Source organism: Hyphomicrobium sp. LHD-15, from assembly GCF_031157355.1.
Taxonomy (GTDB): domain Bacteria; phylum Pseudomonadota; class Alphaproteobacteria; order Rhizobiales; family Hyphomicrobiaceae; genus Hyphomicrobium_C.
In genome coordinates this window covers 81,288-107,698 of the sequence record NZ_JAVIFT010000001.1, presented here as the reverse complement: position 1 = coordinate 107,698, position 26,411 = coordinate 81,288, and the positions used below count along the sequence as shown (strand labels likewise).

Here is a 26,411-nt window from a genome sequence, read left to right as displayed (position 1 = left end):
AAGCCTCCAATGCTGCCGCGAGTCCCTGTTTCCTTTGCTCACGAAAAAAGGAGAGGGCCCGGGTCAGAGCACGTCACAAAAACAAAGAAGCCGCCCCGGAGGGCGGCTTCCTGTTTGGTTTGGCAGTCTCAGCTTCGATTAGAAGTTGATGAGAGCGCCGAAGGTGACTTCCGTGAAGTCCTCGAAAGCGTCGCCCGAGGAATCTTCTGCTTCGTACTGGCGAGCCTTGAGCCAGAGCGACATAGCAGCGTTGTCGATTTCCTGGACGATGCCACCGCCGTACCACGTAAGTTCGCGGCTGCCAGCGTCGCCATTCAGATCGAAATCGTCGCCTTCGCTCTTGAGATACTCACCGTACAGCACGGTGTGGCCAAGCGGCGTCCAACGCTGGCGGAGACCAGCCTTGAAGTACCAGGTGTTGCCATCGCCGTTGTGGAATGCGCCGGCGCCCGGAGCATTGTCCTTGATATCGGCGTAGTTGACGAGACCGAAGAGGCCGGTGCCGATGTGCTGCAGGTAGACGCCAGCCTGGAAGTATTCGCTGTCGCCGTAGAGCGAACTTACGTCGCCCGAAGCTTCCGCGTAAACGGCGGTCGCAGCGAGCTTGAAGCCAACAACTTCACCCGCGTAGCGCAGGCCAACGTCCCAAGTGTCGTCGTCGCCCCAAGAAGCCGAAGCCGAGAAGCCGGCAAAGGTCGGCGAGTCGTAGCGAACCGAGTTCACAGGAACGCCGTAGCAATCGCCTGCGATACAAGCGCCAGCCTGGCCCCAGGTGCCGTTAGCAGGCGAGGTACCGTCAGACGACCTGCGAATGTTGAAAGCGAAGGCGTCGAAGGCCACCCAGTTGGCGGGGACGAGCGAGCCCGAGCCGTCAACGAGGATCGCAGCGTTGTCAGAAACCATCGACTGCAAGCCGACGCTGACCTTACCGAGGCTCTCGCTCTTGAGGAACCAGTACGACTGCAGAGCGCTGTTGAGGGGGCCGCCCGACGGATCGTCCTGGCTGGTGCCAAGAGTATTGGAGCCGTCGAACTCGAGATGCAGAACGTAACCTGCGGTCCAGCCCGGAACGATCGTGGCCTGGCCGGTAAACTTGACGTTCGTGGCGATCGTTGCGCCAGTGCCCGTCACGTAAACGTTGTCTTCGAAGCCGTCATCCCAGTAGGTCACCTGCTCGGAAACCCAACCAGAGATCGTGAGCGAAACCTTGCGGTTACCCTTGCGGGCCGTGGTCGCTTCGAGCTCGGCGATACGCTCTTCGAGGTCAGCGCAGCAGTTCCCCCCGAGATCGGCTGCGGACGCACTGGTAACAGACAGACCACCTGCAAGGAGGCCGGCCGCCGCCAGGGCGCTTAGGCTTTGCTTTTTCATTTACCTTCTCCCGTCTACTAACTTCGAAACGGGCGCTTGACGCATTATGTTAATCAACGCCACGCGCTCACAACTCGAACAGCGGTCGTATGACCCTTAACCGAATCACCGCCCAGGCCGAGATACTACGCAGATCTCTCGTCGGCAGGGAATGGAGAAGATGCGCTTTCCAGTGGAATTCACCCCCCGTGTGGCGCTATTGCCACGAGCTGTGTTGCGCCTTTAACATGCTGAGATAACGAACGAATTTTCGAACTCGTTGGAGTTTTCCATTTGCGCGTGCAGGAGAGAGACCCTGCGTGGTCGGACGAATTCGAGCGCTGCAAGATTATCTCATTTGGGAAAAAAGCCCTGTCCAAGTAGGACGCCGCCGCTCACCTCTCGCAACCGCCCCGGATCCACGCATCCATCCGAGTTAACGGCGCTCTCAATCGCCCTGCGGCGAACTTCCGGCCAACGAAAATATTGGACAGAGGGTGCCTTGCGACGAGCCGTCCTGTCGGATATTGTTATTGCGGTGCAATATACAGATTGGCCGATTGATTTCGAGGCTTCTTTAAGTCGTGCTCTGCTTTAAGAAGCTGTCGGCCAGTAAATGTTGCCACATTCGACGTCTATCAGCACCAGACAGCAGGGAATTCGGTTTCCGTGCTTATGAAATGCCGGCTTGCCCCGTGGGGAGCATCCGATTTGATCACCGGGTTGATGCGGGGGGCACTGATCCGGGTTGAATTGGGCGACGCGTCAAGCCGGAGCAAGACACTTCTCCGGAACGAACAGAATAACAGAAATAATAGATGAGTGACGATCCTGGCACGGGCGCAGGCCCAAATCGGCGTCGGGTTCTGATCGGTGCGGGCGCGGTTACGGCCATGATCGCGCTGGCAGAGCATGTGCTTGCTCTCGGTCCGGCCCATGCTGGCGCCGCCGCCGATGCACCCGACGAATCCTTTGCAGCCGACCATGTGAAGAAGCTCGCCGAGGAGCTGTCGGCCCGCGAGTTCGTGAAACCGCGCATCGATCTGCCGGAGCCGTTCAACGCGCTCAAGCCGGAGCAGTATCGCGATATTCGTTTTCGTCCCGAGGCATCCGTTTGGCGCGGTGAAAACCTCGGCTACGAAGTGCAGCTTCTCGCGTTGGGCTGGCTTTATGAAACGCCGGTCGAAGTCTGGATCGTTGAGGGTGGAAAAGCCCGCAGCCTGAAAGCCGACAGTGCGAGTTTCGCCATCGGGCCCTCTATCGAGAAAGCCCCCGATGCCGCGCCGTTCGGTTTCTCCGGATTTCGCATTTCGGGAGCGCTCAATCGGCCGGACGCCTTGGACGAGTTCGTCGCTTTTCAGGGCGCGAGCTATTTCAAATCCGTGGGCCGCAATCAGCAGTACGGCCTTTCGGCGCGCGCGCTCGCTGTCAACACGGCGCGTCCCGGCGGCGAGGAGTTCCCGGTTTTTCGCGCGTTCTGGATCGAAAAGCCGAAGCCTGGCGCAGCCGACATCCTGATCCACGCGCTGCTCGACAGCGAAAGCGTGGCCGGCGCCTATCGCTTTACAATCCGTCCCGGCGCCGAGACCGTTGCCGATATCGAGGCCGTGCTGTTCCCGCGCCGATCTTTGGCGCATGTCGGCTTTGCGCCGCTGACCAGCATGTATTTCCACGGGCCCGCGCAAAGCCGCTTCGGCAGCGATTATCGCCCGGCCGTACACAACAGCGAGGGTCTTGCTGTCGTCAACGGCCAGGGTGAGCGCTTGTGGCGCCCGCTTACCAATCCGAAGACGCTGCAGACCAGCGCTTTCATCGACAAGAACCTCAAAGGCTTCGGCCTCGTTCAGCGCGATCGCGCGTTCAAGTCCTACGAGGATCTCGAAGCCCGCTACGATCGCCGTCCCACGGCCTGGGTCGAGCCGCAGGGCAATTGGGGCGACGGCTATGTCGAGCTGATCGAGATCCCGATCACCGAAGAGATCCACGACAACATCGTCGCCTACTGGAAGCCCGCCAAACCATTGGAGCCGGGCCAGAGCTACAAATACGCCTATCGGATTTATTGGGGCGGCGAAGCGCCCGAAGTCTGGTCTCCGGCCTGGACGGCTGAGACGCGGATCGGCGCGGGACGGAATGCGGACACGGTGGTGTTCGTTGTCGACTTTGCGGGACCTGCCGCTCGGGATGCGCGGGAGCTGCCGGTCGCCGATCTGTTCATCAGCGGCGGGGCATCTTCGAACCTCACCGTGCAGCGTCATCCGGAGCTGCCGGGGCTGCGGGTGAAGTTCGAGTTAAACACCGCGGGAACAGAGCTTATCGAATTGCGTTTAAGCCTTAAGCTGGCCGGTCAGCAGATTTCCGAAACCTGGCTTTATCGATGGACGAGAGCATGATCGCCGAAGACCTCGCATCTGGCGCGGCGAGCGGATCGCCTGCTGCGGCCCGCTCCAGCCGGCCCCGTCTCGACGCAAGCGATCCCGCTCTTCTCCCCGAAGGCGCCCCTCTGGAAATGCCCGAGCAGGATTTCTCCGCCCGCCCTCAGCGGGCGTGGCCGAAGCGGCGCGGGCCCGGCATCCCGCGCACGGCGGTGTTTCTCGGCGCGGGCTTGATGACGGCGGCCTTCGCCTATGAGCTCTACGGCGTTCTGTCATTCGTGCAGATGACGCCGATCCAGCTTATGTTTCTCGTCCTCTCGACCCTGACGTTCGCCTGGATTTCGGTCGGCACGCTCTCGGCCGCCCTCGGCTTCCTGCCGCTTTTTGCCGGCGAGAAGGCCGACAACATCGCGATCCCCGAAGCCGATGGTCCCATCGAAGGCCGCGTCGCGCTGTTGTTCCCCGTTTACCACGAAGACCCCGCCCGTATCTCCGGCACGATCTCGGCGATCGTCGAGGAGCTGACGGCCCTCGGCAAGGCGGATGCTTTCGATATCTTTCTGCTGTCCGACACGCGCGGCGCCGAAGAGGGCACCCGCGAAGAAGCCGTTTATGCTGATCTCGCCCGCGTGCTCGCAGGGCAGGCCCGGATCTATTATCGCCGCCGCATCGAGAACACCGCCCGCAAGGCCGGCAACATCAAGGATTGGGTGGAGCGGTTCGGCGGCGCCTACGAGAATTTCGTGATTTTTGACGGCGACAGCATCATGTCCGGCGTGGCGCTCGTGCGGCTAGCGCGCGCGATGGATGCCGATCCGTCGGCGGGCCTCATCCAGACCGTGCCGAAGCTCATCGGCGGCAAGACGCTGCTGCAGAGATTGATGCAGTTCGCGGCCAACATCTATGGCCCCGCCATGTCCGCCGGTCTGGCGTTCTGGAGCAAGGACCAGGGCAACTACTGGGGCCACAACGCCATCATTCGTACCCGCGCCTTTGCGGGATCTGCAGGTCTTCCGCATCTGCCCGGCCCCCCGCCGTTCGGCGGTCACATCATGAGCCACGACTTCGTCGAGGCGATGCTGCTTCAGCGCGCTGGCTGGGGTGTGCACATGGCGCCGTCGATCGAGGGCTCCTTCGAAAGCATGCCGCCGGCCTTGACCGATCTCATCGTGCGGGATCGGCGTTGGTCGCAGGGCAACATCCAGCATCTCGCACTGGTCTTCCGGCGCGGCGTGCCCGGCATGGGGCGCCTACATCTTTTCATGGGCGCGACCGCCTACGTCGTGTCGGCCGTTTGGGCGGCATCTCTGGCCGTCGGTCTCGTGCTGGCGTTGCAGGGCCAGCAGCTGCTGCCGAGCTACTTCACCGATTCCAAGACCCTGTTCCCGATCTGGCCGGTCATCGACCCCGGCGCCGCCATGCGTCTGTTCCTCGCCACCATGGCAGTCGTGCTGCTGCCGAAGGCGCTGGGACTCGCGCTCGAGCTGAAGCGCGCCCAACGCGCCCGCGAGCTGTTCGGCATGCCGCGCGCGATCGCAGGTGTCGCTACCGAAACGGTTTACTCGATGCTGCTGGCCCCGATCATGATGATGACGCAGACCGCTTCCGTTCTGCAGATCTTCTTCGGGCGCGACGCGGGCTGGAAAGTGCAGCGGCGTGACGACGCGGCGATGGAGCTGGGAGATGCCATGCGCTTCCACTGGACCCACATGCTCGTAGGCGTGGTCGTCACCATCGTCTGCTGGGAAACTTCGCCGGGCTTGCTCGTCTGGATGGCGCCGGTGGTGCTGGGCCTCGTGCTATCGGGCCCGTTGAACTGGATGACCTCGCAGACCGCTGGCCCGGCCATGAACGTCATCCTTTCGACGCCGGTCGACAGATCGCCGTCGTCGATCGAGCTGCGGTCGTTGCGTCATACCCAGGCATGGAGCGAGCGGCTGGCCGCAGCCGCCGAAGTTGCCGAAGCCGAGCGCCGCGGACGCCTCGCGACCGCCGCCTGAAACATTCGTTTTGATCTACGAACCGGAGCGGCGCAGCAGCTCCGGCAGAAGATCGCGCACGCGGATCGGCTCTGAATCGAGAAACGGGATCGGCCGTGTCACCTCGATGGCCGCAACCCCGACACGCGCCGTCAACGCGCCGTTGAACACGCCCTCTCCGAGACGCCGCGAAAGCCGCCGCAAGAGATCCTGCCCGAGAAATTGGCCGAGCAGGTCGTCGGTCATCGCGAGGCCGCCGGTCGCCACGATGTGCGTGATCACCAGGCGCGCAATTCGCAGCGCGCCGATCCCGCCGGGTCGCCCACCATAAAGCGTGGCGAGACCACGCAGCAGGCGCAGATTCTCGACCATCACGTAGAGCATCGCGACCCACACCATCGGGCTCATCGCGGTCACGACCGACACGCGCTTTGCCGATTTCAGCACCAGGCGGCGCGCGACGGTATCGAGGGGCGCGATCACCTCGCGGTCGGCGAGCCGCAGGAGATCACCGGGATCGCGCACGTCACCCGCGTGATCGCGCAGCCGCGCGAGGTTCCAGGTGAGATCCCGCCGCCCGCGGAACGTGGCGGAAAGGCCCGCCACCGTTTTGCGTTCGAGCGCGATGTCTCGGGTTCTGATCGCGGTCTCGGCGTTGCGCCTCAGCCGCGTGAGGCGGCGCAACCGGACCAGGCCGATGATCTCGCGCCCGAGGATGATGAGCCCGGTTCCGATCGCGATGACGAGCAGGCTCAGGGCCGTCCAGCCCACCCAACCGTCGCGGGCGAGCGCCGTCGAAACGAAATTCGCGAAACTGACGGTGAGCGCGAGGCCGGCAAGCGCCGCGACGGCCGAAAGGAAGAGGCCGCCGACGCTAGCTCCCGTGTTGCGCCTTTGCTGAGGCGGGATCTCCTCGTCGAGCGGCAACGGCGCATCGTCCGCCGGCTGTGCCGTCTCGCCGACGATCTTCGGATCGTCGGGTGAAAAAACGCGAGGCTCGCGGATATCGCTCATGCCAGCCAGTCTCCGATCAGAAAATCGAGGGCGCGGTCGAGGCGGATGTGAGGGGAGGCCGGCACTTCGCCGGATTTCTGCACGGCAAGCAGCCGGGGCGGGCGGAAGCGCGGGAACGTCGCGTTGAACGGTGCGGCGCCCGAAAGCACGGCAGCAGGATCGTCCGGCAGGTCGCCCGGAAACAAGGCCACTTCACGCATGCCGTCGAACCGCTCGCGCCCGACCGTCTCGCCCGGGAGTGGAACGCCGACGATGCAGGGGAGCGTTCCACGGCCGTCCCGCGCCTGGGCTTCGCGCGTGGCCCTGAGCGCCGAAAGCGCCATGACGCGTGCGTCCGCCCCCGCTTCCCCCGCGCGTACCGCCGCCCGCACAGTAAGAAGCTTGAGGATCGCCTCCATGCGGTCGTGGCTGGTGTGATGGATGTGATCGGCCTTGGTGGCGGCAAACAGCAGCCGGTCGATACGCCGGGCGCCAATGAGGCTTGCCAGCCAGCTCGCGGCGCCCGGACGGAATGCCCGCAATACCGACGCCAGCGCGCGTTCGAGTTCGGCGATGGCGTCGGCCCCGCCGTTCAGCGCACCGAGCACGTCGACAAGCACGATCTGCCGGTCGAGCCGGCTGAAATGGTCGCGAAAGAACGGGCGCACCACATGCTGCACATAGCTGTCGTAGCGCCGCGCCATCATCGCGGCGAGGCTCCCGCGCTGGGGAGCGCTATCGGGCGGCAGCGCGAGCGGGAAGAAGGTGAGCAGCGGCGAGCCTTCGAGATCGCCCGGCATCAGGAAACGCCCGGGACCGAGCGTGGCGACCGCCGAAGTCTGGCGCACGGCGCGAAGATAGTCGGTGAAGCGTCGTGCGCCATCGAGCGCCAGCTGCTCGTCCTCGGCTTGCGCCGGATCGAGGCCGGAGACGAATGCCAGCCAATCGGCCGCCGCGGCTCCGCGCGACGGCATCCGTGCCCGATCGAGCGCATCGCGCGACCACGTCTCGTAGCTTTCGCCGAGCATCCCGAGATCGAGCAGCCATTCGCCGGGATAATCGACGATGTCGAGATTGAGCCGCCGGATGCCGAGCGCGCGCCGCAGGCGATGCTCCGGCGTGAACGAGATCGAAACTCGGACCTCGGAAACCCGCCGCGTGCTGTCCGGCCAGTTGGGCGGATCGGCGGAGAGGGCGCTCACATGCCCCTCGTAGTCGAAGCGCGGAACGTTGTCGTCGGGCTGCGGCTCGAGATCGGCGGAGATCAGCCGGCCCTCGGCGTAGGGCGCGAAGAACGGCAGCCGCCCGCCTTGCGTGAGGTTGCGGATGAGCGCGGTGATGAAGACGGTCTTTCCGGATCGCGCGAGCCCGGTCACGCCGAGCCGCAGCGAGGGCGTCAGGAAATCCCCGATCCGTTTACCGGCCTGGGCCCAGGTGTCGGCCACGGAAAGAGAAAGGTCTCGGGCGTCCAAGGGAAACCTCATGATGGGTTTCCCTAAATAGGCAGGGGTTGCCTAAGTCGCAAGGCTGTTGGGCCGCACATTCGCGAACGAGTGCGACAGGAACGCAGAGGGATCGGCCTCAGCCGTAAAAAACGACGATGACGCCGGCACCGATGACGGTCAGCCCCATCAGCACGAGGGTCGCGCTTCTCAGGAATTCACTCATGGTCTTCTCCAAGAGACCCTTCGAAACTTCTTTTCGAAGAGTACGTGAGAAGACTTACGATGTTGCCAATGAACGGGGCCTGAAGCGGCCTTACAGAAAACGTTCATGCTCGGCACCGGGCCCAGCCGAACGCATCTAGCCATCCTTTGCGGGCGTCGTCGTCGGCTTCCAATCCTTGTCGTGCATCGGGATCGTGATCCGGCGCATTCCGAGCTGCTGTTCGGAAAACCAGGGCAGCGTCCGCTCGAACGAGATCGGCGGAATATCCCGGCTGAGGAAGCCGTCGAGCAAACCAGGATTTGCGGGCACCGCCGTCGTGAGCTTCAATGTGAAGCGGTAGTCGCCGGCGTCGTCCACCAGCGCCGGCAGCGGGTTGCCTTCCGGATAGAAACGCACCGTGTCGGAGAAAGTCTGCCGGCCCGCGAGGCTGAGCGGCGCGAACGAGCGGTTGTCTGCATCGTCTTTCGGCGAATGCTCTCCGATGTAGGCGCTGTAGTAGCGCTTGGTCTTGACGGCCGCATCGGCGCGCAGGCTCTCGACGGTGAGTTCCATCGTCAGCGCCGTGCCGGTGCGGGCCCCCGAATTCACGATCGTGAGCGGGATCGCGAACAGCTCGACATCGCCGCCCTGGTCGCGCGCATAGTGGACGACGGGCGGGACGTAGACTTCGAGCTGAGCGGTCTTGAGCACGCTCTCGTAGAAGGAAAGCCCGGAGAAACCAAGCGCCAGCGCCGACAGCACGGAGGCGATGCGCCCGCCGCGTCCGCCGACCTCCGCGATGTTGAGATCTGATCCGTCGTTGGCGGGTCGGGTATCGATGCCTGTCATGAAAATCCGCACACAGCTGATTGAAAGAGCATCGCGAAAGAGCAAAGCCATGGGGCAGCTTTACGGCACCAGGCTGTCTCCCCGTCGAAGATTCCTGGCGCCACCAGGAAAATCAGGTTCCGGCGCTGCCCGCTCTAATCCTTCCGCCGGCTCATGAACGCCAGCCGTTCGAACAGGTGCACGTCCTGCTCGTTCTTGAGCAGCGCACCCGCGAGGGGCGGAATGACCTTCCGGCTGTCGGTCTCGCGCAGCACGGCCGGGTCGATATCCTCGTTGAGCAACAGCTTGAGCCAGTCCAGAAGCTCCGAGGTCGAAGGCTTCTTCTTGAGGCCTGGCATGTCGCGCAGCTCGTAGAACACGCGCAGCGCTTCGCCGACGAGCCGGCTTTTCAGCTTGGGGAAATGCACCTCCACGATCGCCGCCATCGTCTCGGGATCGGGGAACTTGATGTAGTGGAAGAAGCAGCGGCGCAGGAACGCGTCCGGAAGCTCCTTTTCGTTGTTCGAGGTGATGATCACGATCGGGCGTACACGCGCCCGCACCGTCTCGCCGGTCTCGTAGACGAAGAACTCCATCCGATCGAGCTCCTGCAGGAGATCGTTCGGAAACTCGATGTCGGCCTTGTCGATTTCGTCGATCAGAAGCACCGGGCGCTGGTCGGCGACGAACGCGTCCCACAGCTTGCCGCGCTTGATGTAGTTGCGGATGTCCTTGACGCGCTCGTCGCCGAGCTGCCCGTCGCGGAGGCGGGAGACGGCGTCATATTCGTAGAGACCCTGCTGGGCCTTGGTCGTCGATTTGACGTGCCATTCGATCAGCGGCGCGCCGAGCGAGCGGGCCACCTCGAGCGCGAGAACGGTCTTGCCGGTGCCGGGCTCGCCTTTGACGAGCAGGGGCCGCTCGAGCGTGACGGCCGCGTTGACGGCGACGGTGAGGTCGCGCGTTGCGACGTAGCTCGTGGTGCCGTCGAAACGGGTGGGGCCGGGTGCTGTCATGCGCCGGATGATCTCCGTCTGGGCCCGGGCACGGCCGGAGGGCCAGGGCGCGGGTGAAAACCGGGGAACGCGAGAATTCGGTTCGTCATAGGCGCCGCGTCCGCCTGCTGCAACAGCACCCCGCGGGTATCAGCGTCGCAGGCCGCGGGGATTGGGCCAGCCCCGAACGACGGCCAAAAAAGCGGGTTGCGGGGAGGGGTTGATGCAACTTTTGTTGTCCCCAATCTGCGGCGCCGTGTGGCTGCAGAGCAAAATGCCCGCGATTCCGGCCACTTGCAGGTGGCCCACAGGCTGGACTTTTAACAGTTAAACGGCGGAATTCCTTGACATAAGCGGCCGCATTCTCCAAATGAGCACGCCCAACACTTCGCTCGGAATCGGAACACACGACCCTCAGGCAGGCCCATCATCGGAGGCCCCATATGAGCAAGCGAGCCACGTCGAAGCCGGCCAAAGCCAAGGCCGCGCCGAAGTCTGTTCCCAAAAGCAAGGCAGCCGCAAAGCCGCCGGCCCGGGCGCAAGTGTCGAAATCCCAGGTTTTGAAGTCTCAAGTCTCGAAGAGTTCCGCTCGCTCTGCCGCCAAGCCGGTGGCCAAGGCAGCCAAGGCGCCGCCGAAAGCCGCCGTGGCGGTCGAGAGCAGGCCCAAAGCAAGGACGCGCGCCATCGAAAAGGCACAAGACAAGAAGCTGACGGCCAAGGCAGGTACGTCCAGCATCGTTCTATCGCCCGACTATCGCCCTTCCGAGGACGAGCCGTTCATGAACGAGCGGCATCGGGCGTACTTCCGCCAGAAATTGCTGAAGTGGAAAGAAGAAATCGTTCTGAGAACCAAGGAGACCATCGCCGGTCTGCACGAGGACTCGACGCAGCACGCCGATCTCGCCGATCGCGCCACCACGGAGACGGACCGCGCGTTCGAGCTGCGTGATCGGGACCGTCAGCGCAAGCTGATCTCCAAGATCGACGCGGCCCTCGCACGCATCGAGGACGGCACTTACGGCTATTGCGAAGAGACCGGCGATCCGATCGGCTTGAGGCGTCTCGACGCCCGCCCGATCGCCACGCTCTCGGTCGAGGCACAGGAGCGCCACGAGCGCCGCGAACGTGTCTATCGCGAGGACTGATCGGCGCCTCGGGCGGCGATCTCGCTGACGAAAAACATAAGGGCGGGCGTGATTGCCCGCTCTTATTTTTTGGCCGCTCTTATGTTTTGGGAGGATCCGGAAACGTGACGCCGGCCTGTCGCGCGCGTTCCTCGCCAAGCCGCGTCAGCACCGTCCGCACGAGGTCGAGATCGCGCAGATGCACGTCATGCTGCGCATACGGCATCTCGATCCCCGCCTCGCGGAACGCCTTGAGGACGCGGAAGCGCAATTCGGTTTGCACCGTGGCCGCCTTGGTGACGTCGGGGATGACGGTGCTGAGAGAAAAATCGAGGCCGTTCGCGCCGAAGCCGTCGAAGCCGACGCTCGGCGCGGGATGCTGCAGAACCGTCGGGCACTCGGCTCCCACCTTCTGCAGGATCTCCCGCACCCGCTCGGGATCGGATTTGTAGCTGACGGAAACCTTCACGGTCGCTGTTCCCAACGCATTGCGGTGCGTCCAGTTGGTCACCGTGGAGGTGATGAACTCCGAGTTGGGAACGATGAGGCTCGCCCTGTCGGCGGTTTCGATCTCCGTCGAGCGCACCGAGATCCGCCGTACGAAGCCTTCCTGTCCTTTGACCGACACCCGGTCGCCGACCTTGATCGGCCGCTCGACCAGCAGGATCAGGCCCGACACGAAGTTGTTGATGATCGACTGCAAGCCGAAGCCGATGCCGACCGAAAGCGCGCCGGCCACGATGGCAATGTTGGTGATGTCGAGCCCGCCGTACGAGACCGCCGCAAGCGTCGCGACGATGAAGCCCGTATAGCCGACGGCCGTGCGGATCGAATTGGCGATGCCGGGATCGAGCCGGCGCGATCTGAGCACGCCGGTGTCGAGCCAGCGCTGGGCGAGCCGCGTCACGAACACGAGCGCCAGGAACAGCCCGATCGCGATCAGGATGCGTGCGAGCGAAATCCGGAAGTCGCCGATTTCGAAGCCGAACACCGCCGCCTTGAGCCAGGCCATCGCCTCGGAGAGCGAATAGCCCCAGGTGACCAGGATCAGCGGCAACGCAACCAGCACGAGGCCGGCATTCAGCAGGAACGACAGCGTTCGCGACAGCGCTTCGCTCTGGTCGGCATCGAGCCCGACCCGCTCCTGGAGCACGGTCGAGAATGGCTTGATGCCGGTCCCGGGCTCCCCGAGAACGGCGCGGATCGCGAGATGGAACACCAGCAGCACCGCGATCACGCTTCCGGTGACGACCACCTGGGTCGTGATGAAGCGCCCGAGCGAGATGTAGCCCAGGAGCGACAACGTCAGAATGGCGAGCGCAGCGATGAGCAGCGGCAGTTTGATCAGGAAAGGCCGAAGGCGGGAATCCGGTACGGCTGCCGGCAGCGCCTCCGGCGGCGCTCCTTCCGCCACCGCATTTCCGCCTGCACCCGCCCGGCTGGCGGCGCCGGAGTCGGAGCGCCGCTCGAACGGCGTGCGAACGAGCTGCAGCATCAAAAGCCCGATCGCGACGCTCGCGAGCGCCGATTCCATGATGCTGATCGAAAGCGGCAGGTAGAGGCGCTGCAGCGCCTCTTGCGCGATCACATCGAACGAAAACACCGCCGCGATGCGCGTGATGATGCGAGTGATTTTGCGGGCGGCGCGCGTCGAGAGATCGACTGCCCGCCAGGCGGCACGGCCGGGCGAGAGAATGGCGCGCGTCAGCGCCGCGACCGCAATGAATAGCACGAGCGCCGGAAACGCGACCTTGGCGATCTGGCCGACATCGAGAACGAGCAGGCCGAGGCTTTCGAGCCCCACGGCGGCGACGCCGAGCGTCGCCAGCGGCGGCAGCGCCAGGATCGGCGCGACCCAGCCGATCGCGGCGGCTTGCTCGAAGAAGCCGGGTGGCTTTTCCCGCGGATGATCGAGCCGATAGGCGAGGAACCAACGTACGATCGCAGTCAGCGCAACGAACAGCACCAGGAGGCCGACCGCGAGACTCGCGAGCTCCATCCACTTTTGCTTCGCCGTGCCCGTCCAGCCGGAGAGCGAGTAGGAAAGCTGCCGGCTCGCGCTTGGAATGTCGTCGATAAGTTGCGTCCACGTGCCGGGAAACACCGGCGAGGGATTGCGCTTCAAAACCTGCTTGGCGAACAGGCTCTGCCGCGCCGTCTGCACCGTTGCCAGCAGCTGGCGCGCGCGCACCTGCGCGAGTTCCCCGGCTTTGAGCGCGCCGTTGACTTCCGCCACCAGCGCATTGAGGCGGGCGCGTTCGGCGGCGACCTGCTCGGATTCCGGCGCCGCATCCTTCTCCGGCGCGGCGCCGAGCTTCTCGACGAGCTGACGGAGGGATTCAGCCTTCGGCTTCAAGGCATCGAACATCGCCTGCGCGCTGTCGATAAGCGCCAGCAGGTCAACCCGGAGCTGGCGCAGCTCCTCGTCGTTGTCGAGGCCGCGCTCGACCGATTTCTCGAGCACGTCCTGGGTCGATTTGACCTTGGCGGCGCGAACGCGAATGTCCTCGATCGAGGCTTGATCGTCGGCCGAGAGCACCGGGACGGGCGGGGCAGGCGCAGGGGTTGCTTCGGTCGCGGGCGCCGCAGGTGGCTGCGCCGGCGCCGCCGCCGCTGGAGCAGGCTTTCCCTGAGGAGCAGCCTGAGGTGTCTGGGCGAGCGCATTAGACAGGCACAGCGCGGGGGCGACGACGACCAGCAGCGCCGAAAGCAGCGCCCTGGTCCGAACCGAAAACCGTAGTGAAGCCATCGCGCGTCCTCGCGGGTGAAGTGCGAGAGCTGGCCTGGGAGAAGGCGAGCCCGCCGAACGGACCTAAACCCGCAGCGATCCGTGCGAGGACGTGGGAGAGGCGGCGGCGCCATGATCGGCCGATTGATCGACAGGTGCATAGTGCGGCGCACGAATTCCGGTCTCGATCACCACATCGACCGGACCGCCGGTCATGATCAGGTGTTCGACGTCGTCGCGACGGATCAGAACCAGCCGGCGTTTCCCGTCGATGTTGTACTGTTCGGTGACGTAGATGCGCTTCTCCGGCTTCGGTCCGAACAGCCCGCTCATCGCCTGCATCGGTCCTGTGCCGCCGAGATAAGCGCGAACCGCGAACGCACCGCCGATCATCGCGACCGCAAGAAACAAAACGATCGCGAGATAATAAACTATGTCCCACATGAGCTTGTCGTCGCGAGTTCCCTCGCGGTCTCCTCTCGCAGCCGCTGACCGTTGCTCGTATAGCGCGGAATTCATGCCATTTTAACCCTATTGATCGAACTGTGGATGGGCGAGGCACGCTCCGAAACGGATGTTTCAGGCGGCGGCGCGGCACCAAGTCACGACACGGGCGTAGCGTAAGCGTATGAGTATCGAAGTCCCCATGCAGGCATCGAAGACGGCTGCTGCCGAGAATCAGATAGCTTTCGCCTTCATGAGCGATAGCGATGTCCGCCAGCCCCAGTCCGGAATGGCACGTGCCCAGACGTTGAACGGGGGCGTCCATGAAGCCGGCTTTATTCCCGTTATTGCCGCGGCCATAGCCGCAGGTGCCCTGGTGCTTGCGCTCGTCGCCTCTCCGGCCGGTGAGCCGTTGCTGCTGACGCTGATGTCCGTGCTCGCCATGGTCGGACTGTTCGCGCTGTTCGGATACGCGGCCGGTCACATCCGAGTGGGCGAGCGTGTCCGCGACGACGATCTTATCCGCGCCTTTGCCAACAACCTCGACGACGGTGTGCTCGTCACCCGCCGTGACGGCCGCCCGCTCTACGCCAACAAAGCCATGGCCCGTCTGGTCGGCACGACGGCCGCGGGCGAGGTCAACGCCCTTGAAGGTCTGTTTGCCGGCGATTCGAAAGCCGCCGCCGCGTACTTCCGCCTCGAACGTGCCGCTTCCCGCCGCGAGCCGTGGCGCGAGGACATCGAGCTGGCCGCCGCCGGACAGCCGACGCGCCTCGTCCGCGTTGCCAATCGCCCCTGCACCGTGCCCGGCCAGGAGCGCGATCTTGGCCCGATGATTCTATGGACCATCTCGGACGTCACGGCCGAGCGCGCCCGTCAGGCGAGCGCCGTCGAGACACTGGAAGCCGTGCTCGAGCGCATGGACAGCCTGCCGGCCGGTTTGATGGAGGTCGATAGCCGCGGCTCCGTCATGCGCCTCAACGCGACGTTCCTGCGCTGGCTCGGCCTCGAGCCGCAGAGCCTGTCCGATCGCGGCCTGCGCTTGCCCGATATCGTCTCGCCCGAAGGCGCCGAGCTGATCGCCAATGCCGCGGCGGCCTTTTACACCCACGGCCAGGGCGTCGATCTGGATGTCGCGATCGACAAGGGCGCCCGCGTTCCGATGCGCTTCTTCGCGCGCCGCGATCCGCAAGGCGGTCTCCTCGTGGCCGCGTTCCGCCGCGAGGCCAGCGCCGCCGATGGTGAGCCCGGCGCCGCCGAGATTCGTTTCGCCCGCTTCTTCCAGTCGGCCCCGTTCGGCATTGCCACCATCGGCGCCGACGGACGGCTCATGAGCACCAATGCCGCGTTCGCGCGGATGATCCCCGACGGCTCGGCCGCGATCGGGTCGCCCGCCGCCCCGGTCCTCTGCCGATCCGCCGATGCCGATACGCTCGCCACCGTCAAGACGGCGATCAAGCAGGCCCTCGCCGGAACCGTCATGACGACGCCGATCGACATCACAGTCGGCGCGAAGAACGAGTTCTCGCTGCGCCTTTATCTCGCGCCGCTGACCCAGGCCAAGGACGCGCGTGAAGCCGCAATCGTCTATCTGATCGACGCGACCGAGCAGAAGGCGCTCGAAGTCAAGTTTGCGCAAAGTTCCAAGATGGAGGCAGTCGGCAAGCTCGCGGGCGGCATCGCGCACGACTTCAACAACGTGCTGACGGCGATCATCGGCTTCTCGGATCTCTTGCTGCAGACGCATCGGCCGACGGATCCGGCGCACAAGGACATCATGAACATCCGCTCGAGCGCGACGCGCGCGGCGGGGCTCGTCGCCAACCTGCTGGCTTTCTCACGCCGACAGACGCTGCAGGCCGAGGCGGTCGTCCTGAGCGACGTGCTCGCCGAGAACTCGAACATGCTCAAGACCTCGTTGGGCGAGAAGATCGAGATCAAAACGCAGACCACGCGCGACCTGTGGCACGTCAAGGTGGACAAGACGGAAATTGCGCGCGTGATCGTCAATCTCGCCGTCAATGCCCGCGACGCCATGCCGGATGGCGGAACCCTGACCGTCAGCACCCGCAACGTCACCGAGCGCGAAAGCCAGCGCCTGCAGCATCACGGCATGGTCGTCGGCGAGTACGTGCTGATCGAGGTGAGCGACACCGGCTCCGGCATGCCGCGCGAGGTGATGGACAAGATCTTCGAGCCGTTCTTCACCACCAAGGGCGTCGGCAAGGGCACCGGCCTCGGCCTGGCGACCGTCTACGGCATCGTCAAGCAGTCGGGCGGCTTTATCTATCCCGAAAGCACGCTGGGGCACGGCACCACATTCCGCGTCTATCTTCCGCGCTATCTACCCCGCCACGAGGACGAGTTGGTCGCGCAGAAGACCGCCAAAAAGGAGCGTCCGCAGGATCTCACCGGTACCGGCCGCGTGCTGCTGGTCGAGGACGAGGACATCGTTCGCTCGTTCGCGGTCCGCGCCTTGAAGCGGCAGGGCTATGAGGTTTTGGAAGCGTCTACCGGCGTCGAGGCGCTGGAGGTGATGGCGCAGCATGGCGACAAGGTCGATATCGTCGTCTCCGACGTCGTGATGCCGGAGATGGATGGGCCAACGCTCCTGAAGGAGCTGCGCAAGAAGAACCCGGATCTGAAGATCATCTTCGTCTCGGGCTACCCGCACGAGGCGTTCGAGACCAGTCTCGACAAGAACGAGCAGTTCGCCTTCCTGCCGAAGCCGTTCTCGCTTCCCCAGCTTGCCGCCAAGGTGAAAGAGCAGCTCGCGCGCTGATCTCTGTCTCCTGGCGCTGACTGCGTTAAGGCGATCAATCCGTCTACAGACTTGGCATAGTTGTTTCTTGCTACGGATATTTTTATACACAGATCAGTAAGGTTTGTTACCGTCGAGAGCAGAAGCCGATTCTGTGTGCGTGACCTGAAGCCTCGTCGCCAAACCTGAGAGCTTGAATGATCCGCATTACGAAGCAGCCGCCCTGCTGGGCTGGTTTCTGCGCGCGCTGTTTGTTGCGCCCTCATTTACGTGCAGTTGCCATTCTCGCAGCGCTGTCGGTGTTCGCGCCTCCGGTATCGAACGCTGACGCCGCGGGCTGCGAACCGTATATGGGCGGCATCGTCTGTTACAGCCCTGACACCTTCACCGGCACCGCGAACGTCGGACAGGTCCACGCGACTTTCACCAACGCAGGCACACTCAACGAGCTCTCGGCCTTCAATTACACGGGTGGGCCTTACGCCGTCACCAACACCGGCAAGATCAACGGCAGCTTCACGTTCAGCGCCAACAACGCCGGCACCTTGTTGGATGGATACAGCTTCATCAATCGCGGAACAGTTGGTGGCGAGGTGAAACTTGAAACCGGCGATCTCGTCTTCAGCAACTACGGCAAGGTCGGCGGCCGCGTATCGAGCTACGACGGCGACATTCAGATTCTGAACTTTGCAGGTGCTTCGTTGAATGGCGGAATTCAGACCGCGGCCGGCAACGACGTGGTGATCAACTCCGGAACGATCAAAGGCAACATCAACCTCGGCACCGGCACCAACAGCTTCGTGAACTTCTGGGGCGGCTTGGTCGAGTCGGGCGCCACCTTCTCGGTCGGCGCCGGCAATTCGCTCGAGAACTACGGCCTGATCTCGCCGGGAGGATGGAGCAACGTCCAGACCACGACCTTCACCGGCGATTTCAATCAGTACGCGAGCGCGGCCTATCTCCTGACGCTTCAGGGATCGTCGAACGCCGATCAGATCGCGGTGTCCGGCACGGCGGAGATCGCAGGTTCCGTGATCGTGAACCGCACCCGCGCGATCGGCAACTCCGGCTCCGCCGTGATCATGACTTCGGGCGGATCGTTGACCAATGGCATCACGTCGCTGACCCAGAACGGCTGGCAATATGCGCTGAGCGTCGTTCCCGGTTCCTCCGGCGGCACGACCTACTATCGCTACGACCTCGCCAATTGCTGCGGAAACTACGTCGTCGCCACGACCTCGATGATCGGCGACGGCGTGAACTGGTCGACACGCCTGTATGAGCCCGACGGGCACGGCGGATACAACATCACCTCGCTGACCACGCTCCCCACGACCGGCGACCAGCTTGTGCTGAGCTGGAACCGCCTCGCACTGATGAACTACTTGAGCTCGGTCACGCTTACCGACCATCAGGCCGAGGTCGCGGGCATATTGCAGCATTCGGAATCGGGCAGCGCGGCCATCCGCTTCCTCAATGACTCGCTTCTGGACGTCAGCGCAGCAACGGCGCAGACACTCGTTGGCAACGTGCTGTCGCCCGCGACTTTCGTGGCTGACTACAACAGCCTTTGGCAGTCGACAAACGGCTTTACACAAGCCGTGAACAGTTGCCCCAAGCTCGAAGGCAGCCCCGGCTTGATCCTCGAAGGCGAGTGCTACTGGGCCAAGTTCGCCGGACGCCAGACCGATTGGGAGCGCACCGCAACCAACATCGGCGGACAGGATCAGGGTTACAGCTTTTCGGGCGGCGTCCAGGTCGCGCTGCGGGACGAATGGCGCCTGGGGTTTGCCGGTTCCTATGAGACCGCGAGCCTTAACACATCGACAGGTGTCAGCTCCGATCGCGATACCTTCAGCGGCGCGATGGTCCTCAAGAACCGCTGGGAGAATCTGAGCGTGGCTGCGACCGCGTTCGCGGGCTACGCCTGGGCCGACACCGAGCGAAAGATGTTCGGTCTCATCGGTACCGCCAAGAGCGACCGCGAGATGTGGCTCTCCGGCGCCAACCTGCGGCTGAGCCATCTTTTCGACCTGCCGAACCGCTGGTACGTCAAGCCGATGGTAGATCTCAGCGCGACGCACATCGCCACCAAGGACTTCACGGAGAGCGGCGCAATCGGCGCGAATCTCGCCGTGGAAGGGGATGGGACTTGGGTGTTGGCCGCCAGCCCGGCCATCGAGATCGGCACCGAGATCCGTCACGACGGCATCATCTACAGGCCGTATGTGCGAGCCGGCGGCACTTTCTTCGATGACGCAACCTTCGACGTGACGGCGAGTTTCGTGGCCGCTCCCGGACAGTTCTTTACCGCGACCCAGGAGTTCGACGACCACTATGTGGACGTGACGGTCGGGCTCGACGTCCTGACCGCCGACGGCGTCGACTTGAAGCTCACCTACGACGGCCGCTACTCCGACAACTCGACCATGCTGTCGCTCGGCGCTAAGGCTGCAATCCCGTTCTGAGTGGCGAGGCAAGAGCGTCCCACCTCGTGTTCGAGGCCAAACCGCGATAAAGTTGGGCAAAGACGTCGATCGGGAGTTTTTCGAAATGAGCGATCCGTTTAAACCCACCTGTCGCGTGGTTCGTCCCGAGACCACCTACGACGGCAAGCAGGGCCTGACCTACTTCTGCGGTGTCGCCGCCGAGACGGTCGGCTCCAAAGGCATCTGCATGCACTTGCTGACCATCCCGCCGGGTGCGCGCGCCAAAGCTCATCTGCACGAGAACCACGAGACCGCGATCTACATCCTCGCTGGCGAGACGCTGACCCTCTATGGGGATCGCCTCCAGCACCAGATGATCAACAGGGCGGGTGATCTCGTCTACATCCCGGCCGGCGTTCCGCATCTGCCGATCAACCTGTCGGACAAGCCGGCGTCGGCCGTGATCGCGCGCACAGATCCCAACGAGCAGGAAAGCGTCGTGCTTCTGCCCGAGCTTGAAGCACTCGCCGAAGAGGCTCTTGCACGCATGAAAGCCGGAGCCGCGTAAGCGGCGCGTGACGCAGGTACGCATCTCTCCGGCTTGGCGCGTTCACCCGAGATCGATGCGCCCGTCCACCTCGTGGCGAAGATCCGTGCCCTCCGCGGTCAGCACCATTTTCACGTTAAGCGTGCCTTCGCCGGCAAGCCCACGTTCGCGCACGATCCGCTCGATCTCCTGCTGCGAGGAGATGCCGACTTCCTTCAGAAAGCGGCGGAGCGAGAGATTGAAGGTGTCGTTGTGCATGGCATCCTCCGGGTTCTTCATCTGAACCACGTAAGGCGCAATCGGGTTTCGGAAAGACGCAGCGTTGGATTTATCGCTCGTCGGCCGGGTCGAGCATGTCGAGCAGGGTACCCAGCATTTCGTCGGCGGTTTTGATCACCGCCGCGTTGAGCTTGTAGGCAAGCTCCACTTCTTTGAGCGAAACGAAGGCTTCCGTCGGATCGTCGATCGGCAGCGCCCCGATCCGAACCGGAGAGGTCGACGCAGCTCCGCCCACGTTCTTGGGAGCCGAAGCGGTCGGCGTTGCCCCCATGGTCGCGATAGCCGACGCGATCTCGGCGGCCCGCTGGCTTTGGACCTGGAGCGCATTCGATGCGGTGGTGAGGGCAGGGAGCATGGGGCGGGGCTCATGGCGACGCGAACCCCCTTAGCTTGGCCGACCCGGCCTAAAAGCCCGTTAAAAGCATCGGACGCATTCGGAACATCGGCTTTACAGGTGAGAACAAAACAAGTACAACTTATTCACGTGTCGAGTCGCCCGTACCCTGTAACCAATTCTGTTAACATGTCATAAGGTGCCACATGAGCAAGCCGGAGCTGCACGTCGTCGAAGGGGGCAAGATGGACAAGAACAAGGCGCAGGCACTCGCGCACGCGTTGGAGCTGATCGACAAGAACTTCGGAAAAGGGTCGATCATGCGCCTCGGCGCCAACGAGCGCTCGATGGACATCGAGGCCGTGTCGACGGGCTCGCTGGGGCTCGATATCGCCCTCGGCATTGGCGGCCTGCCTAAGGGCCGCGTGGTCGAGATCTACGGACCGGAGAGTTCCGGCAAGACGACACTGACGCTGCAGGTGATTGCCGAAGCCCAGAAGAAGGGTGGCATCTGCGCCTTCGTCGATGCCGAGCACGCGCTCGATCCCACCTATGCCAAGAAGCTCGGCGTGAAGATCGAGGATCTGCTCGTCTCGCAGCCGGATGCCGGTGAGCAGGCGCTCGAGATTACGAATACGCTCGTCAGTTCGGGTGCAATCGATGTCGTCGTCGTCGATAGCGTGGCGGCGCTGACACCCAAGGCCGAGCTCGAAGGCGAGATGGGCGAAGTCACTATGGGTGCCCAGGCGCGCCTCATGAGCCAGGCGCTGCGCAAGCTCACCGCCTCGATCTCGCGGTCGAAGTGCATGGTGATCTTCATCAACCAGATCCGCATGAAGATCGGCGTCATGTTCGGCAATCCCGAAACGACGACCGGTGGCAACGCGCTCAAGTTCTATTCGTCCGTCCGCCTCGATATCCGCCGCATCGGCCAGATCAAGGAGCGCGAGGAGACGGTCGGCAACCAGACCCGCGTCAAGGTCGTCAAGAACAAGGTGGCTCCCCCGTTCAAGCAGGTCGAGTTCGACATCATGTACGGCGAGGGCATCTCCAAAACCGGCGAGCTGATCGACCTCGGCGTCAAGGCCAATATCATCGAGAAATCGGGCGCCTGGATCTCTTATCAGGGCGAGCGGATCGGCCAGGGCCGTGAGAACGCGAAGTTGTTTCTGAAGCAGAATCCGAAGATCGCCAATGAGATCGAGCGGGCCATTCGCGCCAGCGCCGGCCTCATCGTCGACAAGATGCTGGTCGAGCCGGAATCGGACGCCGCCGAAGACAGCGAGTTGCCCGACGAGGATGGCGTGCTGCCGGAAGCCACGGAAGCCTCGGTAAAAAAGGGCGCCGGCCGCGCTGCCAAGCGCTAGCTGCGGCTGCCGAGGCCACTGAACAGGCAAATTTTACGGGGCGCAGCGCTCGGAAATATCCGGGGGCTGCGCCTGTTGCGTTTCTGGACACCCGGCAGGAGGGCCGCTAAAAGCGGCCTCTAGCAAATTCGAAGCACAATCGGCCAAAATCCCTGAGAAACCCGAGCTGAGCGGGCAAACGCCCCTCGGTCCGGCCGGCCGCCAACGAGAGCATCAGATGACTGGCGTCAACGAAATCAGACGGGCGTTCCTCGAGTACTTCAAGGCGGAGGGCCACGAGGTGGTGCCGTCTTCGCCGCTCGTGCCGCGCAACGACCCCTCGCTGATGTTCACCAACGCCGGCATGGTGCAGTTCAAGAACGTGTTCACCGGCCAGGAGACGCGCCCCTATTCGCGCGCGGCTTCTTCGCAGAAGTGCGTCCGCGCCGGCGGCAAACACAATGACCTCGACAACGTCGGCTACACCGCCCGTCACCACACCTTCTTCGAGATGCTCGGCAACTTCTCCTTCGGTGATTACTTCAAGGAGAACGCGATCGAGTTCGCTTGGCGCGTTATCACCAAGGAATTCGGCCTCGACGCCAAGCGCCTCTCCGTCACCGTCTATCACGAGGACGACGAGGCTTATGACATCTGGAAAAAGCTGACCGGCTTTGGCGACGACCGCATCATCCGGATCGCCACCAAGGACAACTTCTGGCAGATGGGCGACACCGGCCCGTGCGGTCCCTGCACCGAGATCTTCTACGATCACGGCCCCAAGATCCCCGGCGGCCCTCCAGGTTCGCCCGACGCCGACGGCGACCGCTTTATCGAGATCTGGAATCTCGTTTTCATGCAGTTCGAGCAGCTCCCCTCGGGCGAGCGCATCAACCTGCCGAAGGCCTCCGTGGACACCGGCATGGGCCTCGAGCGCATCGCGGCCGTGCTCCAGGGCACGCACGACAACTACGAGATCGATCTTTTCAAGAATCTCATCGCCGCCATCCGCGATGAAAGCCGCAAGCTCGGCGCCTCCGACAATCCCGAAGGCGTCGACGTGAAGCCCGCCCGGCGCGTCATCGCCGATCACCTCCGTGCCACGAGCTTTCTGATCGCCGATGGCGTGCTGCCGTCGAACGAGGGCCGCGGCTACGTGCTCCGCCGCATCATGCGCCGTGCCATGCGCTACGCCCATCAGCTCGGTTGCTCCGATCCGCTGATGTACCGCCTCGTGCCGTCGCTCGTGCGCGAGATGGGCGCGGCCTATCCGGAACTCGGACGCGCCGAAGCCCTGATCACCGAAACGCTGAAGCTCGAGGAAACCAGGTTCAAGAAAACGCTCGGCAACGGCCTGAAGCTGCTCGGCGAAGCCTCGAGCGGGCTCAAGCAGGGCGCGACTTTCCCGGGCGACGTCGCCTTCAAGCTCTACGACACTTTCGGTTTCCCGCTCGACCTCACGGAAGATGCGCTGCGCGCGCGCGGCATCGCCGTCGACACCAAGGCCTTCGACGCCGCCATGGCGAAGCAGAAGGACGAAGCGCGCCGCGCCTGGAAGGGCTCGGGCGAAGCCGCCACCGAAGAGATCTGGTTCGAGATCAAGGAAGAGACCGGCGCCAGCGAGTTCCTGGGCTACGATACTGAGAAGGCTGAAGGCGAGATCCGCGCGCTGGTCGTGGGCGGCAAGCCCGCCAAAACCCTCAAGGCCGGCGACGAGGCTGCACTCATCCTTAATCAGACGCCGTTCTACGGCGAGAGCGGCGGCCAGGTCGGCGATCAGGGTCTCATCAAAGGCGCGAAGGGTGCGCTGTTCCGCGTCACCGAAACCCAGAAGAAGCTCGGCGACCTGTTCGTTCATTTCGGCAAGGTCGAGAAGGGCAGCTTCAAGGTCGGCGAAGCGGTCGAGCTTGAAGTCGATCATGCGCGCCGCACGGCAACGCGCGCCAACCATTCGGCCACCCATCTTCTGCACGAGGCGCTGCGCCAGGTCCTCGGACTGCACGTGGCCCAGAAGGGCTCGCTCGTTTCGCCCGACCGCTTGCGCTTCGACTTCGTGCATCAGAAGCCGATGAGCGCCGACGAGATCGCGGCCGTCGAAAAGCTCGCCAACGAGATCATACTTGAGAACAGCCCGGTCGAGACGCGGCTGATGGCGCTCGAAGACGCCAAGGCCTCGGGCGCGATGGCGCTGTTCGGCGAAAAGTACGGCGATGAAGTTCGCGTCGTCTCCATGGGTGAGGGAAGGGAAGGCTCCAACAAGGCCTGGTCTGTGGAGCTGTGCGGCGGTACCCACGCACGCCGCACCGGCGACATCGGCCTCGTCAAGGTGCTCGCTGAGAGCGCCAGTTCGGCCGGCGTCCGCCGCATCGAGGCGCTGACCGGCGATGGCGCACGCGCCTACCTTGCGGACGCCGACGCCCGCCTCAAGGAAGCGGCCGCCGTTCTGAAAACCCGGCCCGAGGATCTGGTCGAGCGCCTGAAGGCGCTGGTCGACGAGAGGAAGACGCTCGAGCGCCAGCTGGCCGACGCCAAGAAGCAGATCGCGCTCGGCGGTGGCGGCGGCGCCAATGGCGCCGCGGCGCAGGCTGACGCCGTCCGCACCATCGGAGACGTGAAACTCCTGGCCCGCTCGGTGCAGGGCTTGAACCCGAAGGACCTGCGCGGCCTTGTTGACGACGGCAAGAAGCAGGTCGGCTCCGGCGTGGTCGCGATTGTCGGCGTCACCGAGGACGGCAAGGCCGGGCTCGCGGTCGGCGTGACCGAAGACCTCATCAAGACCTGGAGTGCGGTCGAGCTGGTCAAGGTTGGCGCGGAAGCGCTCGGCGGCAAGGGCGGCGGCGGACGGCCCGACATGGCCCAGGCCGGCGGTCCCGACGGCGCCAAGGCCCCGGACGCGCTCGCGGCCATCGAAGCACGCCTCGGCGCCGGCGCCTGACGGTCACGATTTCTTTTGCGCGGTCTTGAAGGCAGCGGGCACCCTGCCTGCTGCACCCTCACGGCCTGAGCGCCACCGCCAGCTTGAACAGCCCCCACGAAAGCGGCCGGCGCGCGTGCCGCCACGCCAGCGACGCCAGCGGTTTCGAGATCACGTCCCAGATCATCAGCGTGGCGGCCGTGGTCGCGATCTCGCGCCAGGTCAGATCCGGCATCGCCAGCACCAGATCGAGCAGCGTGGGATCGAGAATAAGATCGTAGAGATATTCGGAAACCTGTTGAGACGCCGCCATCACCCGCCCTCCTGAGTAGCACCCGGGCGAAAGCTGAAAACATCCTTAAGATGGTCCAGCGAGAAGGTGAAAAGGGTGAGCAAACGAAATGCGTTGAAGCCAACAGCGAAGAATTGAAATCAACGAGGGCTTCTGCAACTCGCATGGCGCGCATGCTACCGAATGTTGAGATTGGGAAAGCCAGGAATTGCAAGTTAAAACAATCGAGTGTGAATTCGAATTAGAGTGAAATGTAACGAATGAAATGAATGCATCAGCATCTGACTTGCGACGGATCGGATCAAATGCAATAGAAAGAACGGTACGCATTCGCTTCCGACGCATGCGAATGCCAAGCCATTCAATTCCATTCGTATGAGGTAGCGAACAATGGCTGCCGACGGGACCAGCGGCGGACCTGCCCACGATCAGGTCGCGCACATTTTTGCGACGTTCGCCCGCGAGGTCTTCAACCCGATGGTGGCCCTCAGCGGGGTCTCCACGGCCGAGCGTCGCCGCCTCTTGGACGAGATCCGCCGCCGGCTCGATGTGGTCGAGCAGGTGATCGCCACCGCCGACGCGGCCACCTATCCCACGCCGGTTTTCCCCACCGCCTACCCCGATAGCCTGCCCCCCGAGATCACGGCCGCGGACCCGGAAGCCGATGGCTCGGCCCTGGACGAGATCGGCCGCAACCAGCGAAGCCGCGTACGCGAGCTGGTGCTGCTGGAGGCGCTTTCGCGCGAGACGAAGGCTTACTCCCTCCAGCAACTCATGGCCGCCTTGGCGCAGCGCGGGTTCCAGGACACCCCATCGGCAGTTGTGTCGCAGCTCCATCGCCTGAAAAAGCTCGACCTGATCCGCCAGCCGGCCAACAGCACCGGTATGTACGAGATCACCAACGCCGGCCTCGGGCATGCGCGCAACCTGCGGTCGAGCTTCGGGGCCTACGTCCCGTAGCCCGACGAGGGGTCAACTAAGGTTCTATCCCCCAGCGGCAAGTCGTCCATTGACCTGGACCCGGCGGCCACCTATGTCAGCGCCCC

The 26,411-nt window shown here is 63.8% G+C and carries 19 protein-coding genes; 9 read left to right on the top strand and 10 right to left on the bottom strand.

Annotated elements, in window-relative coordinates:
• Positions 1–138 precede the first annotated feature (138 nt).
• Positions 139–1,371, bottom strand: coding sequence for a porin (locus RCO24_RS00465; protein ID WP_308959387.1), 1,233 nt, complete (start codon positions 1,369–1,371; stop codon positions 139–141).
• Positions 1,372–2,168: 797 nt separating this feature from the next.
• Between RCO24_RS00465 and RCO24_RS00460 the strand changes: the two genes are divergently transcribed.
• Both RCO24_RS00460 and mdoH read left to right on the top strand, forming a co-directional pair.
• Positions 2,169–3,743, top strand: coding sequence for a glucan biosynthesis protein (locus RCO24_RS00460; protein ID WP_308959386.1), 1,575 nt, complete (start codon positions 2,169–2,171; stop codon positions 3,741–3,743).
• Positions 3,740–5,725: a glucans biosynthesis glucosyltransferase MdoH gene (gene mdoH / locus RCO24_RS00455; protein ID WP_308959385.1), complete on the top strand. Its 1,986-nt coding sequence runs from the start codon at positions 3,740–3,742 to the stop codon at positions 5,723–5,725. Before RCO24_RS00460 ends, mdoH begins: the two co-directional genes overlap by 4 nt.
• 15 nt (positions 5,726–5,740) lie before the next feature.
• Here the strand turns inward: mdoH and RCO24_RS00450 are convergent, their stop codons facing one another.
• From RCO24_RS00450 to RCO24_RS00435, 4 genes are all read right to left on the bottom strand, one after another.
• Positions 5,741–6,718, bottom strand: a complete 978-nt coding sequence (locus RCO24_RS00450) for a TIGR01620 family protein (RefSeq protein WP_308959384.1) — start codon at positions 6,716–6,718, stop codon at positions 5,741–5,743.
• Entirely contained in the window at positions 6,715–8,181 is a 1,467-nt protein-coding gene (locus RCO24_RS00445) for a YcjX family protein (protein WP_308959383.1), read from the bottom strand. Before RCO24_RS00445 ends, RCO24_RS00450 begins: the two co-directional genes overlap by 4 nt.
• A 319-nt stretch (positions 8,182–8,500) precedes the next feature.
• Complete coding sequence (locus RCO24_RS00440; protein ID WP_308959382.1) at positions 8,501–9,193, bottom strand: hypothetical protein; 693 nt, start codon at positions 9,191–9,193, stop codon at positions 8,501–8,503.
• Positions 9,194–9,327: 134 nt separating this feature from the next.
• Positions 9,328–10,188 (bottom strand): MoxR family ATPase, encoded by an 861-nt coding sequence (locus tag RCO24_RS00435; RefSeq protein WP_308959380.1) that lies wholly within the window; start codon positions 10,186–10,188, stop codon positions 9,328–9,330.
• A 758-nt stretch (positions 10,189–10,946) separates the two neighbouring features.
• Between RCO24_RS00435 and dksA the strand changes: the two genes are divergently transcribed.
• Positions 10,947–11,312 (top strand): RNA polymerase-binding protein DksA, encoded by a 366-nt coding sequence (gene dksA / locus RCO24_RS00430; protein ID WP_308960855.1) that lies wholly within the window; start codon positions 10,947–10,949, stop codon positions 11,310–11,312.
• 79 nt (positions 11,313–11,391) lie between these two features.
• Here dksA and RCO24_RS00425 read toward each other — a convergent pair whose 3' ends face one another.
• Positions 11,392–14,040 (bottom strand): DUF3772 domain-containing protein, encoded by a 2,649-nt coding sequence (locus RCO24_RS00425; protein ID WP_308959378.1) that lies wholly within the window; start codon positions 14,038–14,040, stop codon positions 11,392–11,394.
• Between the two features lie 63 nt (positions 14,041–14,103).
• Positions 14,104–14,463 carry a hypothetical protein gene (locus tag RCO24_RS00420; RefSeq protein WP_308959377.1) on the bottom strand — a complete coding sequence of 120 codons (360 nt, stop codon included), beginning with the start codon at positions 14,461–14,463 and terminating at the stop codon, positions 14,104–14,106.
• Positions 14,464–14,665: 202 nt separating this feature from the next.
• Here RCO24_RS00420 and RCO24_RS00415 point away from each other — a divergent pair, with 202 nt between their 5' ends.
• From RCO24_RS00415 to RCO24_RS00405, 3 genes are all read left to right on the top strand, one after another.
• Positions 14,666–17,245, top strand: coding sequence for a response regulator (locus RCO24_RS00415; RefSeq protein WP_308959376.1), 2,580 nt, complete (start codon positions 14,666–14,668; stop codon positions 17,243–17,245).
• Positions 17,246–17,574: 329 nt separating this feature from the next.
• Positions 17,575–19,692, top strand: a complete 2,118-nt coding sequence (locus RCO24_RS00410; RefSeq protein WP_308959375.1) for an autotransporter domain-containing protein — start codon at positions 17,575–17,577, stop codon at positions 19,690–19,692.
• 85 nt (positions 19,693–19,777) lie between these two features.
• On the top strand, positions 19,778–20,221 hold the full coding sequence (locus RCO24_RS00405; RefSeq protein ID WP_308959374.1) for a cupin domain-containing protein: 444 nt from the start codon (positions 19,778–19,780) through the stop codon (positions 20,219–20,221).
• Between the two features lie 42 nt (positions 20,222–20,263).
• On the opposite strand, the gene RCO24_RS00400 is transcribed toward RCO24_RS00405, so the two are convergent.
• Both RCO24_RS00400 and RCO24_RS00395 read right to left on the bottom strand, forming a co-directional pair.
• On the bottom strand, positions 20,264–20,458 hold the full coding sequence (locus tag RCO24_RS00400; protein ID WP_308959373.1) for a DUF6494 family protein: 195 nt from the start codon (positions 20,456–20,458) through the stop codon (positions 20,264–20,266).
• A gap of 70 nt (positions 20,459–20,528) precedes the next feature.
• Positions 20,529–20,834, bottom strand: a complete 306-nt coding sequence (locus RCO24_RS00395) for a flagellar basal body rod C-terminal domain-containing protein (protein ID WP_308959372.1) — start codon at positions 20,832–20,834, stop codon at positions 20,529–20,531.
• 185 nt (positions 20,835–21,019) lie between these two features.
• Here RCO24_RS00395 and recA point away from each other — a divergent pair, with 185 nt between their 5' ends.
• Both recA and alaS read left to right on the top strand, forming a co-directional pair.
• The gene (gene recA, locus RCO24_RS00390) at positions 21,020–22,180 is read left to right on the top strand and encodes a recombinase RecA (protein WP_308959371.1); all 1,161 of its coding nucleotides are present in this window, start codon (positions 21,020–21,022) and stop codon (positions 22,178–22,180) included.
• Between the two features lie 217 nt (positions 22,181–22,397).
• On the top strand, positions 22,398–25,094 hold the full coding sequence (gene alaS / locus RCO24_RS00385; RefSeq protein ID WP_308959370.1) for an alanine--tRNA ligase: 2,697 nt from the start codon (positions 22,398–22,400) through the stop codon (positions 25,092–25,094).
• A 58-nt stretch (positions 25,095–25,152) separates the two neighbouring features.
• On the opposite strand, the gene RCO24_RS00380 is transcribed toward alaS, so the two are convergent.
• The gene (locus RCO24_RS00380; protein ID WP_308959369.1) at positions 25,153–25,386 is read right to left on the bottom strand and encodes a hypothetical protein; all 234 of its coding nucleotides are present in this window, start codon (positions 25,384–25,386) and stop codon (positions 25,153–25,155) included.
• A 369-nt stretch (positions 25,387–25,755) separates the two neighbouring features.
• On the opposite strand from RCO24_RS00380, the gene RCO24_RS00375 reads away from it, so the two are divergent.
• A complete protein-coding gene (locus tag RCO24_RS00375) occupies positions 25,756–26,325 on the top strand; it encodes a hypothetical protein (protein ID WP_308959368.1) in 570 nt (189 codons plus the stop codon).
• Positions 26,326–26,411 lie beyond the last annotated feature (86 nt).